Source organism: Skermanella stibiiresistens SB22 (assembly GCF_000576635.1).
Classification (GTDB): domain Bacteria; phylum Pseudomonadota; class Alphaproteobacteria; order Azospirillales; family Azospirillaceae; genus Skermanella; species Skermanella stibiiresistens.
Window position 1 is genome coordinate 1 of the sequence record NZ_AVFL01000016.1, and the last position, 13933, is coordinate 13933.

Consider the following 13933-nt stretch of genomic DNA (forward strand, 5'->3'; position numbering starts at 1 on the left):
ACCGCCCGCGGCGCCCCGTCAGGTCGCCGAGCGACCCGCGCCGGCTCCGGCGCCGTCGGCCCGGGAGGTCTGTGCCGAAGGCGCTGGTGGCAGGGCGGCGCCCGACGCGTCGTTGTCCGGCTTCGCCCAAGGCTTCATGTCCGACCTGCGCAATCTCGGCCGCTGCCTGGGTAGTCTCGCCAACTAGAGGATTTTTTGGGGTGCCCGCTGCCGTCAGGAGGTCGACTGGGGTTCGACGGGTCAGACGACCTCGAGCGCCACGATCGCCTTGGCGAAATCGGCGGCGAAGTCCTCGCCCTTGCGGACCACCAGCATGCGGTCGCCCTGGTGGCCCAACCGCGCGCTGACCGGTTCGGCGTCCAGTTTGGACGCCACCACGATCAGGGGAATCGCCTGTGTGACCTCGCACACCCGGATCATATGGGCGACATCGACACCGTCCAGGATATCGATGATGTTGCTGATCAGGATCAGGTCGGGACGGGTCCGGATCGCGCTCTCGATGCCTTGGAACGAGTTGGACAACGCCACCAGTCGAAAACCCGTGGCGCGGATCTCCGGCTCCATCAGGCGCAGTTGTATGTTGCGCGGTCCGATGAACAGCACTGTCCGCTGGCTCGCACTGCGGCGCTGGGCGGGCGAGGGATGGAAATCGGGCAGCGATTGCAGCACCCGGCGCCCTTCCTCGCTGCCCGGATCGCGACGCGTGTCGACGATCGAGCCGATCGCCCTGAGATGCTCGATGATCCCATCGACCGCCGTCTCGCGGAAGTTGCCAGTCGCGATGATGTAGTCTTCGAGGTGATGGGAGATCATCGCGATGGTGGGAAAGCCAAAACTGGCGGCGGACCCCTTGATGCTGTGGACGTTTCGCAACAGCTCGAATGAGTCCGGCTTGGTACCTGGATCATTCGAGAACCGAAGAACCATTTCCTCGACGTTTCCGAGCCTTTCGATCACATCGTCGATGAAGAAAGGCAACAACTCGGCAACCAGATCAGCGTCGATGTTTTGGTTGCTCGGCATAATCGGCCCCAGGGAACAATAGTCCATTATTATACGATGTCCCCTTCCCAAGAGCATTCCGATCTTCATGGCGCATGAAAATGCCGCACCAAGGACTGCATATGCAGTTATGCTTTAGCTATGATTTCTAAGCTACTTCAACCCTGTCAGGAAAGCCGGAGCGGCGCGCCGTTTTGCGGTGACGGCCAAACTAGGCTATAGGAGGGGCGGCGGCGCCGGTTGCGCCGCCACGGTACGGCGGTGTGATCCGATCAAGCGACGCGGTGGAGAGGTCAAGGGTTGATGAATGTCAGCATCGACATGGGTTCGACGCAAGGAGGCACTCCGGCGACGCTGAATCTCGAGGAACTGCTGGCGACCCGGCTGCTGGTCCAGGGCAATTCGGGTTCCGGCAAGTCGCACCTCCTGCGCCGTCTGGTCGAGCAGAGCGCCACCTGGGTCCAGCAAGCGATCCTCGATCCGGAAGGCGACTTCGTGACCCTGGCCGACCGTTTCGGCCATGTGGTGGTCGATGCCTCCGCCCATTCCGAAGGCGCCCTGCAACGGATCGCGGCCCGGGTGCGCGAGCATCGCGTCTCGGTCGTGGTCAACCTGGAAGGGCTCGACGTCGAACAGCAGATGCGCCACGCCGCGGCGTTCCTGGGCGGCCTGTTCGACGCCGACCGCGACTTCTGGTATCCCATGCTGGTCGTGGTGGACGAGGCCCAGCTGTTCGCGCCCGCCGCCGCCGGCGAGGTGTCGGACGACGCCCGAAAGGTGTCGCTCGGCGCCATGACCAACCTGATGTGCCGCGGCCGCAAGCGCGGGTTGGCCGGCGTGATCGCGACCCAGCGGCTGGCCAAGCTCGCCAAGAACGTCGCCGCCGAGGCGTCCAACTTCCTGATGGGCCGCACCTTCCTGGACATCGACATGGCGCGGGCCGCCGACCTGCTGGGCATGGAGCGGCGGCAGGCCGAGATGTTCCGCGACCTGGAGCGCGGCCATTTCGTGGCGCTCGGCCCGGCGCTGTCCCGACGTCCGCTGGCGTTGCGGATCGGCTCGGTCGAGACCACGGGAAGGACGGGCAGCCCCAAGCTCACCCCCCTGCCGACCACGGCGCCGCTCGACGCCCGCGAGTTGATCCTGCAGCCCGGCGAACCCGACCTGCCGGTCAGGGCGCCGATGCGCCGGCCGGTGCCCGCGGCTCCGCCCAACATGGACATCCTGTTCCAGCTGGCCCAGTCGCGGCCCGTCCTGACCCCGCCGCCCGAGGAGGCGGAGGAGCAGGGGCCGGCGATCGACCGCGAACCGCTGCTGGACGACATCCTGCGGAAGATCCTGACCGATCCCGAGGCGGCGTTCCGCTCGGTCGCGGTGTTGTACCAGGACTTCCTGGTGCGCTGCAGGATCCACAAGGTGCCGGGAGCCCCGCTGGACCTCGTCGCCTTCAAGCGGCGCCTGTCGGCCGCCAGGGCCGGTGTCGGCGAGCAGACCGCCGACGGTCCGGAATGGGATCAGGCGAGCGCCATCGCGGCCGAACTGCCGGAAGACATCCAGGGCGTCTTCCTGCTGATCGCCCGCGCCGCGATCGAGCGGGCGCCCTGCCCGTCCGACGCCGAACTGGCCCGCGCGGTCGGCAGCCGATCGCCCGGCCGTGCCCGCCGGCTGCTGACCTACATGGACCAGCGCGGCTTCGTGGTGACCCGCAACGACGGCGGCGGTTTCCGCATCATCGCCCTGCCCGGCCTGGGATGGGAGACCGCTCCCGGCGATCCCAACGCCGCGGCGAACACTGGCGACGACCCGGCACCGCCGCAGGCCGGCCTGTTCGACGTGGCCTGAGCGGCGGCCACGAGGGCGGCGGATCGAGGAACGCCGAACTTCTTTGACCCCAACGGATGTATTGGCTTTCCGAACCCCCATATGCGAGGGACCCATAGGGTTCGTGGTTCCTCCACGGGACCGCATGAAAGCCCCCGATGACCCAGCGCGTCTTGAACACCACGATCGAGTTCAGCCAGCCGTTCCAGTTGAAGGGTATGGAAGAGCCGCTGCCTGCGGGAACCTACAAGATCGAGACCCACGAGGAACTGATCGAGGGGCTCTCCTTCCCGGCTTACCGGCGCACCGAGACGCTGCTGTTCCTCCGCCCGCCTCCCGGCCAGCCCAGCCTGATCCAAATCGCCGTGGTCGATCCGATCGACCTGGAGGAAGCCCGGCAACGCGACGAGGCGGCGCGGGAATCCTTGAAAGGAAGCACATGACCGAAGGTCCGATCGAACTCGACTCCCACAGGGGCATGGCCGCTCTGAAAGCCACCGAGGACCGTCGGCACACCGCCGCCGTCGAGGCCGATCAGGCCCAGGTCAGCCAGCACCTGGAGGAGATGACGGACGCGCTGTCAGCCAGCCCGGCCGCCACCTGGGACGAGGCGGCCAAGAAGATGCTCCACCTCCTCACCCTGTTCGCCGGGACGGTCGAGGCGCGCGATCACCGACACCAGAAGCTGATCGCCAGCGCCCGCGAGGACATCGAACGCCTGTCGTCCCAGGACTCAGCCCCGCTCCCAGGCTAGCCGCCCCTGGACGTAGGTGGCGGCGACGGCCCGGTCGTCGCCCAACGTCATCAGGACGAACAGCTCCTCGTCCAGATCGCCGTCGATGGTCTCCATCCGGTGCGCCATGGCGGGCGTCGCCCGCGAGTCCAGCACCACCAGATCGGCGAAGCGGCCCGGCTCGATCACGCCGATCTCGTCACCCATCCCAAGGCTCAGCGCGTTGCCGCGCGTCATCATGTGGAACGCGGCCAGCGCGGGCAGGTTCTGTCCGCCCAGTTGAAGCACCTTGTAGCCCTCGGCGGCGGTGCGCAGCATGGAATAGCTGGTGCCGCCCCCGACATCGGTCGCCAGCGACACGCGGACGGGTGCTGCACCGCGTGACAGCCGATCCAGGTCGAACAGCCCGCTGCCGATGAACAGGTTGGAGGTCGGGCAGAATACCGCGACCGACCGGCTCTCCGACAGGCGCCGAACCTCGTCCTCCTCCAGGTGGATGCAGTGGCCGAACAGCGACCGCTCGCCCAGCAGGCCGTAGCGGTCGTAGACGTCGGTGTAGTGCCGAGCATCCGGGAACAGGCCGCGCACGGTCTCGATCTCCCGCAGGTTCTCGGAAAGGTGCGTCTGCATGTAGACGCCTTCGACCTCGCGGACCAAGGCGCCCGCCGCCTCCAACTGCTCCTCGGTCGAGGTGATGGCGAAGCGCGGCGTCACGGCGTAGCGCTGCCGGCCCTTGCCATGCCATCGCCCGATCAGGTCCAGGCTCTCGTCGTGGCCGGATCGCGGCGTGTCGCGTAGGCCCGGTGGCGCGTTGCGGTCCATCATGACCTTGCCGGCGATCATGGCGGTGCCGCGCCGCTCGGACTCGGCGAAGAAGGCGTCGACCGAGCCGGGATGGACCGTGGCGTAGACCACCGCTGTGGTCGTGCCGTTCCGCAGCAACTCGTCCAGGAAGAACGTCGCGTTGCGCTCGGCGTGGCCGGCGTCGGCGAAGCGCTGCTCCTCGACGAAGGTGTATTTGTTCAACCATTCCAGCAGCTGCGCGCCGTAGGACGCGATCACCTGGGTCTGCGGGAAGTGGATGTGGGTGTCGATCAGGCCGGGCGTGATCAGGCCGTTCGGGTGGTGGTCCACCGGAGTGCCCTCCGGCAAGCCCCGGAGCAGGTCCGCCGCCTCGCCCACCTCGGTGATGCGGCCATCGCGCACCACGACCAAGCCGTCCTCGATCAGGCGGTAGCTGGAAGTGTCGCCCGGCCCCGCCGGTTCGGCGACGAAGCTCAATAACCGCCCCCTGATCGCTTTGATCGCCTGGATCGCCTTCGTTTCCGTCATGTCAGTTGACCTTTCCAGCGCTCCAGGCGCCCAGCAATCCGCGCTCCTCCGGCGTGATCATCGAGATGTTGCCCGGCGGCATCGCGGTGGACAGGACGGCCTGCAGGCGGATCTCGGGCGCGTGGCGCCGGATGTCCTCGGGGGTTTCAAGGCGCACGCCCTTGGGCGCCGTCGGCAAGCCTGGCCAAGCGGGGACCTCGGCGTGGCACATCCCACAGCGGCTCAGGATGACCTCCTCGACCTGGGCGAAGTCGACCGGCTGCGCGGCGTTGGCGGCGGTGGTCACGGCGTCGTCGTTTGGTCCCCGCGCGCTGAGCCAGACGATGCCGGCGACACCGACGACCGCGACGCCCCAGGTCCACCACGGCGTCGGCTTGCCGGCGTGGCGGCTATTGAAGAAATGCCGGATGGTGGCGCCGACGACCAGCACGATGGCCACGATGGCCGGGACGTGGCCGGTGCCGAAGGCCAGCGGATAGTGGTTGCTGACCATCAGGAACAGGACGGGCAGTGTCAGGTAGTTGTTGTGCATCGAGCGCTGCTTGGCTTCCTTGCCAAGGGCGGGGTCCGGCGTGCGGCCGGCCAGCAGGTCGGCCACGACCTTCTTCTGGTTGGGGATGATGGTGTGGGCGACGTTGGCCGCCATCATGGTGCCGATCAGGGCACCGACCTGGAGCATGGCGCCACGCCCGCTGAACACGACCGAGAAGCCCCAGGCCGCCAGCACCAGCAGGACGAAGCCGGTCACGATCAGGGAGGTGTCGTTGCGCCCGACCGGCGATTTGCACAGCCGATCATAGACGACCCAGCCCAGCACCAGGGTGACGGCGCTGATGGCGATGGCTTGCCATTGCTCCAGCTCCATCACGGTCTGGTCGATCAGGAAGAGTTCGGCGCCGCGATAGTACAGGACGACCAGCAGGAAGAAGCCGCTGATCCAAGTGGCGTATGCCTCCCATTTGAACCAGGTCAGTTCCTCGGGCAAGTTGGCTGGGGCCACGTTATACTTGACCATGTGGTAGAAGCCACCGCCATGGATCTGCCACGCCTCGCCGCTGGTTCCCTTCGGAAGGCCGTCCACGCGGCGGAGGCTGGCGTCGAGATGCACGAAGTAGAAGGATGAGCCGATCCAGGCGATCGCCGTGATGACATGGAGCCACCGCAGCATGAAGTTGACCCATTCCCAAACGATGGCGTCCATCTCGACCTCTCCACTGTTCCCCGCCCCCACCCTTGTTGGATGCGGTGCGGTATGATTGGTAAACGTGTTCCGGCAAGCCGGGAAGCGGGAGCGTGCCGCAGGACCTTCAAACAATCCCAAAAAGTGACATGCTAGATTTTTGAAAGGGTAGTGGATTTGTCGTTGCTCGAAAACATGCGCACGTTCGTCCGCGTCGTCGACATGGGGAACCTGTCGGCGGCCGGGCGTAGCCTGCGCATGTCACCAGCCGTCGTCAGCCACCGCATCCAGCAGTTGGAGCAGCATCTGGGCGTGCGCCTGCTCAACCGGACGACCCGCCAGCTCCAGCCTACCGAGCACGGCCATATCTTCTATCGCGATTGCCTGGAGGTGTTGGACGCGGTCGAGCGCGCGCAAACCAACCTGGCGTCGGCCACCGGCGTCCCCTCCGGCAGCCTGCGGGTGACGGCCCCACTGGGGTTCGGCCGACGCGTGCTGGGGCCGATGATCCCCAAGTTCCGCGAGGCGCACCCGCTGGTTGACGTCCGCCTCCGTCTGTCCGACCACCTGATCGACCTGCTGCATGAGGCGGTCGATGTGGCGATCCGCATGGCGGTGCTGCGCGACAGCACCTTCGTGGTCCGCAAGATCGCCGACTGCCCGCGCGTGCTGTGCGCCGCCCCGGCCTATCTGGATGCCGTCGGCGTGCCGGAGCGGCCGGAGGACCTTGCCGGCCACAACTGCCTGCTGCTACGCTTTCCAGGCTCCCAGCAATACCAGTGGACCCTCGACACGCCCGACGGACCGACCAAGGTCGCGGTGACGGGCAGCTTCGACGCCGATTATGGCGACGTGCTGACCGACTGGCTGCTGACCGGCCAAGGCATCGCCATGAAGCCGGTCTGGGAAATCGCCGAACACCTGCGGAGCGGCGCGCTCCGCGTCGTCCTGCCCGACTTTCCCCCGGAACCCGCCGTGCTGGCGGTGCTCTATCCCCACCGCACCCTGCTGCCCGCCAAGGCCCGCGTCTTCGCCGACTTCGTTGTCGCCGAGACGCGGGCGGTGCTCAGCGCCGTGCTGGACTATGATCCGAGGCGGTGAACACCTCGACCAGCCGTGCCGCCGCGTGGTCCACCTCGGCTTCGGTGGTGAAGCGGCCCAGGCCGATGCGGATGCTGGCGTGGGCTTCGGCGGGGGTGCGGCCCATGGCGAGGAGGACGTGGGATGGGCCGGTGTCGCCGCTGGCGCAGGCGGAGCCGGTCGAGAGAGCCAAGTCGGGGAGATCGAGCAGGCTGTCGGCGGCATCCATACCAGGGATGGTCAGGTGGAGGCAACCGGGCAGCCCGCCTTCGGCTGGGCTGTTTCGACGCAGGGTCGGGATGCCGGCGGCCAAGGCGGCGACCAAGCGCTCCCGCAGCAGGGTCAGGCGGGCGGCGTCGGTTTGGCGGCGCTCCCGGGCGATCCGGCAGGCGGCACCCAACCCGACGCAGAGCGCCGTGGGCAGCGTGCCCGGACGCTTGCCGCCCTGCTGGCCGCCTCCGAACAGCAAGGGCCGGAGCGCCACACCTTGGCGGACGAACAGCGCACCGATGCCCATGGGACCGTGGAGCTTGTGACCGGATAGGCTGAGCAGATCGATGCCGAGCGCCGTGACGTCGATCTCTCCGGTGGCGAGCCGCTGGACCGCGTCGGTGTGGAACAGCCCGCCCCGCTGGCGGCAACGCCGCGCCAGTTCGGCGATCGGCTGGACCGTGCCGACCTCGTTGTTGGCGGCCATGACCGAGACCAGCGCCGGCCCCGTCAGCGCCAGCGAATCGGGATCGACCCCGCCGGCGTCGTCCACCGGAAGCCGACTGGCGGGATGCCCGCGCCTTTCCAACTCGGCGACGCAGGCCAGCACGCTGGGATGCTCGATCGCGGAGGCGACGACCGGCCAGCCGTCCGGCGTTCCGCCCAGCAGGGCCAGCGCGTTGGCCTCGGTGGCACCGGAGGTGAAGACGATCTCGCCCGGCCGGGCATTGATCAGCGTCGCGACCTCCGCCCTCGCCCGCTCGATCGCCTCGGCGGCGCGCCAGCCGGCGCGGTGTCCAGAGGCGTGCGGGTTGCCGACGGCGCCCGCCGACAGCCAGGGCAGCATTTCATCGAGGACGGCTGGATCGAGCGGCGTGGACGCCATGTGATCCAGGTAGATCGATCCGTCCATTCCCCGATCCAACCCGCGTTCAGTCCTCGTCGTCATCCCCTTGGTCAGGTTGATAACCGTCTTTCGACGCCGAATTTCGACCCCGGAAGCCCACGGCCACCACATAGGTTTCCGCCGAGTCCGCTCTGCTGGCCGGCGGCTTGGCGTGCTTGACCGAGGCGAAGTCGCGCTTCAGCCGGTCCAGCAACTCGCGCTCCGTCCCGCCCTGGAAGACCTTGGCGATGAAGGCGCCGCCCGGAGCCAGCACCTGCGCCGCGAAGTCGTAGGCCAGTTCGGCCAGCCCCATGATGCGGATGTGGTCGGTTTGAGGGTGCCCGGTGGTGGGGGCGGCCATGTCGCTCAGCACGATGTCGGCCGGGCCGTCCATCTTCTCGCGCAGGCGGTCGGGCGCGTCCTCGTCGTTGAAGTCGCACTGGAAGGTGATGGCGCCCTCGACCGGCTCCATCTCCAGGATGTCCAGCCCGACGATCTTGCCCTTGCTCTCGTGCGGCTTGACCCGCTCGACCGCGACCTGGGTCCAGCCACCCGGCGCCGCCCCAAGATCGACCACCCGCTTGCCGGGAGCCAGCAGGTGGAACCTGTCGTCCAGCTGAAGCAGCTTGAACGCGGCCCGGCTGCGGTAGCCGCGCTTCTGCGCCTCGGCCACATAGGGGTCGTTGAGTTGCCGCTGAAGCCACAGGGTGGACGACAGCGACCGCTTCTTGGCGGTCTTGACGCGAACACCGAAGTTGCGGCCGCTGGGCTTGTTCGGTCCGGAGGATTTACTGGTCATGCCGTGTGATATAGGAAATACCGGCCGGTTTCACCCGGCAAAATCGCGGATGAGCCTTGATCCGGCAAAATGCCGCTCAAAACATCGGGTTTCGGCCAGCGGTTCTCAGACACCATTCGCGGCGATCAGATCGACCAGTATGCCCTCCCGCAGGCCGCGGTCGGCGATCCGCAGCCGCGTGACCGGCCAGGTGTCGCAGATCGCCTCCAGCACGGCGCAGCCCGCCACCACCAGATCGGCCCGCTCCCGTCCGATGCACGGGTAGGCGGCGCGGCCGGCGAAGTCCAATTCCAGCAGGCGGCGGCTGACCGCCCGCGCGTGGTCGATCTGAAGATAGCTGCCATCGACCACCGAACGCTCGTAGCGCTGGAGCCCGAGATGGATGCCGGCGAGCGTCGTCACCGTGCCCGACGTGCCGAGCATCTGAACCTGGCCATTCTCGACCGCGCGGCGGATGCCGTTCCGCGCCTCGAAGGCGGCTAGCGCCTCGGTGATCTCGTCGACCATGCGGACATATGTGGCCGCCGAGACCCGGTCGCCGCCATAGCTCTCGGTCAGCCCGACGACGCCTTGGGGCACGGAGATCTGGTCGATCATGCGCGGCCGCCCGCCCTTGCCGATCTCCAGCCACATCAGCTCGGTCGAGCCGCCGCCGATGTCGAACACTAGGGCGTTGCGGATGGCGGGGTCGAGCAGCGGCGCGCATCCCGCCAGCGCCAGCCGCGCCTCCTCGTGGGTCGTGATGATGTCGAGCGGGATGCCGGTCTCGCGCTCCACCAGATCGATGAAGTCGTCGCAGTTCTCGGCCCGGCGGCACGCCTCGGTCGCGACCGCGCGCACGGCGGTGACCCCACGCCGCTCCAGCTTGGCGGCGCAGATCCGCAGGGCCGACAGCGACCGATCCATCGCGGCGTCCGATAGCCGCCGGGTCCGGCTGACACCCTCGCCCAACCGGACGATCCGCGAGAACGCGTCGATCACGCGGAAGCCGCCGCCAACCAGGGGCTTGGCCACCAGCAGGCGGCAGTTGTTGGTGCCAAGATCGAGCGCGGCGAAAACCGGCCGCATGTACGAAGTCGGGCGCATGCCCGCCGCCGTCCCCTGCCGATCCATGCCAAGCTCGATGTTCACGATACCCCCAAAAATCCAGGCCGCTGGCCTCATCGCCATCCGGACTGGTGATCGTAGCCTAACCTTCCCCAAGGATGAAAGGACGCCTTTCGGCGGTGCGGTGCCGTACGACCATCGGCACCGAAAAAAATGTTCGATTAGGTCTTTCCCGTCCGACCACCCTTTGCTATAAGGCGGCCTCCGAGCACGGAGCGACGCCAACACGAAGCGCGCCGCACCAGCTTGATGGGGGATCGTCTAGTGGTAGGACAGCGGACTCTGACTCCGCCAGCCTAGGTTCGAATCCTAGTCCCCCAACCAACCTCTCCAAAACTGAATGTCGCTTCAGCCGGTGCCAGGATTTTCCTCACCGGCTTAAACCGTTTCCAGCGTCTTCGACGCCCGGTGCGCTTGCGCGGCCGGGGTCGGTGGGAATTCGCTGATCAGTCGCTCGGGCTCGCGGATGATCCCGCCCTGTATCATTTTCGGCGTGGCGGTCGAGGTTGGTGCCAGGGTGCCGGTCAGTGTCGGCTGGGCCGGAAAATCCTCCGAAGGGTCATCATAGGTCATCATTCCGGTGCTGGGGTCATCCTCCGCAGTGGCCATCGCGGTGGGTGTCGGGACGGACGCGGCGGCGTAGCCGGGGCGGAAGCGGAGGGGGTCCAGCTCCTCGTCCGGATCGCCAGGCAGGTTCTCCAGATCGGCGTCGGGATGGGGTTTGCTATACAGCGCGCCGTGGTGATGGTGGGCGATGCGCTTGTCCTGGATGACGCCGCGCAGCTTCAAGCGGAACTCGATGGCGCGGAGAGCCAGCGCAGGACGCTTGCTTTCAAACGCGTCCTCGATCACCCAGCCAACCTGCTCGTCCGCCTCGTCCAGATGGGCTTGATGAGCGGCCCGGCGCTCGGCCCTGATCTCGTCGATCCGGACGCGGATTTCCGGCTGGCGCATCAGGAAGGCACCGCGCTGCTTGGCGCCACTGGCCGAGTACCCCGCCCGCCTCGCCGCCTCCGCCCCGCCGACGCCGAACGACATGGCCTCGCAGAACTCTTCCTGACGGGAGGTCAGCGAGGGACGGTTGGCGGTGGGTTTGGGAGTGGATGTGTTGCTGGAGTGGGAGGAAGCCGGGGTCTTCATGGCGGGTGCCTTTGCCTTGCATAGGATGTGATAGGGATTTAGATCCTATACTACCTCTTTCGACAAGACAAAGGTCTTCTGTGCGGATCACAGCTCGCGATCGCCATTGTGCCCCCCGATTGTGCGGGGCCTTGAACGACAAACCGCAAGCGACCAGCTTGAGGGCGCCGACAATGGCACCTGGGATCAACAACTCAAGCGGTTTGGCCGCGAGACCAGTTGGGTCGGGCGTCCTATTCCCGACCGCCTCTGCCCTAATGTCATCTTTTTCTTTTAACACGCGCTTTGAGACCGGCTCTTCGTGGCGCTGACCGCTCGAGACAGCGCGGAGATGGCGCAACTTCAGGACGTCGTGGCCCGGCACCTCCTCCGCTTCGCGCTTCTGGAGCAGTTAGCGATCCATTCGTGGGTGGCCTGAACCAAGCGGGAAGGATCTGATGATCGACGGGATGGCGGAAGTCGCGCGGGCGACCGGCTCATCACGATGGAGTTGCGGGCTCGAAGACGGACCATGTTCGTGAAATGGCGGCCTGGGGCAGGTCTTGCCGGATGACCGAGGCTTTCGCCGTCAGTTCACCAAAGGCGGCTTCGGCACACCGCCCATCGGCTGGCTTGGCATTGGGGCCGACGGATGGAGGGCGGCGAATTCCTGCGGCGACATCGCTGGCTCAAGGATTTCCCGGTAGTCCGTCGCGGAGGTGCCGACAGGATGGAAGACATAAGCCTCCACCGACCTGCCGTCCTTGAGGAAGCACGTCGTCAGGCTGGCGAGGTAATCGCCGCCCGGCGACAAGGGGGCGTATTCACGCATATGGAGGGCGACATCCCGGTTCGGGACCCAGGTTCCCCGCCGCTTGACCTCGTTGGCTATGTCGATCGAGGTGAAATGCGCCTTGCGGTCCATGTACTCCCGCAGAACGGTATCGACTTCCCGCATCAGGTTCTCCCGAGTTGGATCGGATGGATGATCGTTGCTAGAGGCGGATTGTAGGCGGTTTGGGTGTTGGTCAACAATCCACTTGGATGCCCTCCCTGGAAGCGATTAGACAACAGGGCGGCACCGTCGCACAAAAGCATGACAGGTTGTCTTTGGGAGGTCGGATAAAACGAAGCGGCTCCGACGGCCGCGCGCCTGCTTGTCGGATGCCGCTTCGCTTTATCGGACCTACGGCGAGCGTTCGCCTCCCATCGGTGAATACCAGCGGCCGCTGCCATACGGCTTCAGGGCGGCGCCGATTTCCCAGATAACTCCACGGGGCTGGCCAAGGTGGGTTCCCGTGGGGTCGTGTCGGGGCATATAAAAAACCCGGCGCGGGAAGTGCGCCCGGTTTGGCTGGAGGCTCTAAACCGCCCGGTACGTCTCCGTCTCGAAGCGCGTGAAGGTGTCGATCGCGTTGGGTTCCACGAAGGGCAGCATCTGCATCAGGATGACTCCGGTTACCTTCCGGGTGGGGTCGATCCAGAAGAAGGTGTTGGCCAAGCCGGCCCAGGCTAGGCTGTTGGGGCTCCGGCCCGTGGGCGCGCGCTCGGTGTTGAGCATGAAGGCCGTGCTCCACTTCTTGACCATGCCGGGGAAGAACTCGGCGTCGGCCGATAGGTTCGGGGCGTGGGTCGGCAGCAGGCGGACGTTCAGGTCGCCCATCTGGTTCCTGCCCATGGCGGCCACGGTTTCGGGGCGCAGCACCTGTTGGCCATTGGAGGATTGCCCGTTGTGCAGGAACATCTGGCAGAATTTGAGATAGTCGCCGGCCGTGGAATAGAGACCGCCGCCGCCCGCCTCGAACTCGGGGTCCTGCTTGATCTCGAACTCGATCGGCTTCAGCGAACCGTCGGACTGGCGGGCGTGCACCTTGACCAGTCGGCCACGTTGGCTCGGGGTCAGCTTGAAGCTGGTGCTGGTCATGCCCAGCGGTTGGAAGATGTGTTGCTGGAAGTAGTCGCCCAGTTTTTGGCCGCTGACCCGCTCGACCGCCTGCCCCGCCCAGTCGATGTTGATGCCGTATTCCCAGCGTTCGCCCGGATCGAACAGCAGCGGTATGTTGAGGGATTCTTTCAGGCCGGTGTCGGTGGCCGGATGGCCGGTCGCCTCATAATAGCGGGCGAGGTCGGCGTTCCAGATGGAATAGACGAAACCCGCGGTGTGGGTCAGCAGGTGGCGCAGGGTGATCGGGCGCTTGGCCGGGCGGTACCGGGGTTTGCCGGCCTTGTCGAAGCCGGTGAGGACGCGGGGGGATCTCAGCTCGGGCAGGATGTCGCCGATCGGGGCATCGAGCGACAACCTGCCCTGCTCCACCATCCGCATCGCGGCGGTGCTGGTGATCGGCTTGGTCATGGAAGCGATCCAGAAGACCGAATCCATCGTCATGTCGGCTTGGCCGCCCACCTCGCGCTTGCCATAGGCCGCCTCGTAGAAGGTGCCCTGGTCGGTCGCCGCCAGGGCCACAAGACCGGCGACCTTGTTGGGGCCGACCGCCTGACGCAGGACTTGATCGATCGCGGCGGTGTTGGTGGCCGCGGCGTTGCTGGCGGTGGCGCCGGGAGACATGAGGCCGGCTGGGCCTCGGGCGGCGCAGCCCGCCGTCAGGGCCGCGGCACCGAACAAGACCGAGCGCCTGCTGATATCCCGCATGATGCGTTTCC

At 66.7% G+C, this 13933-nt stretch carries 14 protein-coding genes and 1 tRNA gene; 6 read left to right on the forward strand and 9 right to left on the reverse strand.

Annotated features, from left to right (window positions below; genetic code table 11):
- Window positions 1-187 (forward strand): hypothetical protein (locus N825_RS39815; protein ID WP_037456205.1); only part of this gene is annotated, 187 nt, incomplete at its 5' end.
- 53 nt (window positions 188-240) lie between these two features.
- On the opposite strand, the gene N825_RS20215 is transcribed toward N825_RS39815, so the two are convergent.
- Window positions 241-1026: an Hpt domain-containing protein gene (locus tag N825_RS20215; protein ID WP_037456206.1), complete on the reverse strand. Its 786-nt coding sequence runs from the start codon at window positions 1024-1026 to the stop codon at window positions 241-243.
- 282 nt (window positions 1027-1308) lie between these two features.
- On the opposite strand from N825_RS20215, the gene N825_RS20220 reads away from it, so the two are divergent.
- From N825_RS20220 to N825_RS20230, 3 genes are all read left to right on the forward strand, one after another.
- Window positions 1309-2847 carry a helicase HerA domain-containing protein gene (locus N825_RS20220; protein ID WP_037456207.1) on the forward strand — a complete coding sequence of 513 codons (1539 nt, stop codon included), beginning with the start codon at window positions 1309-1311 and terminating at the stop codon, window positions 2845-2847.
- A gap of 137 nt (window positions 2848-2984) precedes the next feature.
- The gene (locus N825_RS20225; RefSeq protein ID WP_037456210.1) at window positions 2985-3269 is read left to right on the forward strand and encodes a hypothetical protein; all 285 of its coding nucleotides are present in this window, start codon (window positions 2985-2987) and stop codon (window positions 3267-3269) included.
- A complete protein-coding gene (locus N825_RS20230; protein ID WP_037456212.1) occupies window positions 3266-3580 on the forward strand; it encodes a hypothetical protein in 315 nt (104 codons plus the stop codon). The genes N825_RS20225 and N825_RS20230 overlap by 4 nt, the downstream gene beginning before the upstream one ends.
- Here N825_RS20230 and guaD read toward each other — a convergent pair.
- Window positions 3560-4891, reverse strand: a complete 1332-nt coding sequence (gene guaD / locus N825_RS20235; RefSeq protein ID WP_051512668.1) for a guanine deaminase — start codon at window positions 4889-4891, stop codon at window positions 3560-3562. The two genes, N825_RS20230 and guaD, sit on opposite strands and share 21 nt — an antisense overlap.
- A gap of 1 nt (window position 4892) precedes the next feature.
- On the reverse strand, window positions 4893-6092 hold the full coding sequence (locus N825_RS20240) for a urate hydroxylase PuuD (RefSeq protein ID WP_037456214.1): 1200 nt from the start codon (window positions 6090-6092) through the stop codon (window positions 4893-4895).
- Between the two features lie 162 nt (window positions 6093-6254).
- Here N825_RS20240 and N825_RS20245 point away from each other — a divergent pair, with 162 nt between their 5' ends.
- Window positions 6255-7172, forward strand: coding sequence for a LysR family transcriptional regulator (locus tag N825_RS20245; RefSeq protein ID WP_342666034.1), 918 nt, complete (start codon window positions 6255-6257; stop codon window positions 7170-7172).
- Here the strand turns inward: N825_RS20245 and N825_RS20250 are convergent.
- The 3 genes from N825_RS20250 to N825_RS20260 form a co-directional block, all read right to left on the reverse strand.
- Entirely contained in the window at window positions 7138-8274 is a 1137-nt protein-coding gene (locus N825_RS20250; protein ID WP_037456217.1) for a cysteine desulfurase family protein, read from the reverse strand. The genes N825_RS20245 and N825_RS20250 overlap by 35 nt on opposite strands.
- A gap of 19 nt (window positions 8275-8293) precedes the next feature.
- Window positions 8294-9046 (reverse strand): RlmE family RNA methyltransferase, encoded by a 753-nt coding sequence (locus N825_RS20255; protein WP_051512669.1) that lies wholly within the window; start codon window positions 9044-9046, stop codon window positions 8294-8296.
- Between the two features lie 105 nt (window positions 9047-9151).
- A complete protein-coding gene (locus tag N825_RS20260) occupies window positions 9152-10177 on the reverse strand; it encodes a Ppx/GppA phosphatase family protein (protein ID WP_037456448.1) in 1026 nt (341 codons plus the stop codon).
- A 226-nt stretch (window positions 10178-10403) separates the two neighbouring features.
- On the opposite strand from N825_RS20260, the gene N825_RS20265 reads away from it, so the two are divergent.
- Window positions 10404-10477: transfer RNA gene (locus N825_RS20265), tRNA-Gln, on the forward strand.
- Between the two features lie 54 nt (window positions 10478-10531).
- On the opposite strand, the gene N825_RS20270 is transcribed toward N825_RS20265, so the two are convergent.
- The 3 genes from N825_RS20270 to N825_RS20280 all read right to left on the reverse strand — a co-directional run bounded on the left by N825_RS20270 (window position 10532) and on the right by N825_RS20280 (window position 13922).
- Entirely contained in the window at window positions 10532-11293 is a 762-nt protein-coding gene (locus tag N825_RS20270) for a terminase small subunit (protein WP_037456220.1), read from the reverse strand.
- Between the two features lie 568 nt (window positions 11294-11861).
- Window positions 11862-12230: a hypothetical protein gene (locus N825_RS20275; RefSeq protein WP_037456223.1), complete on the reverse strand. Its 369-nt coding sequence runs from the start codon at window positions 12228-12230 to the stop codon at window positions 11862-11864.
- A 405-nt stretch (window positions 12231-12635) separates the two neighbouring features.
- Window positions 12636-13922 carry a serine hydrolase domain-containing protein gene (locus tag N825_RS20280; protein ID WP_198038792.1) on the reverse strand — a complete coding sequence of 429 codons (1287 nt, stop codon included), beginning with the start codon at window positions 13920-13922 and terminating at the stop codon, window positions 12636-12638.
- Between the last annotated feature and the right edge of the window lie 11 nt (window positions 13923-13933).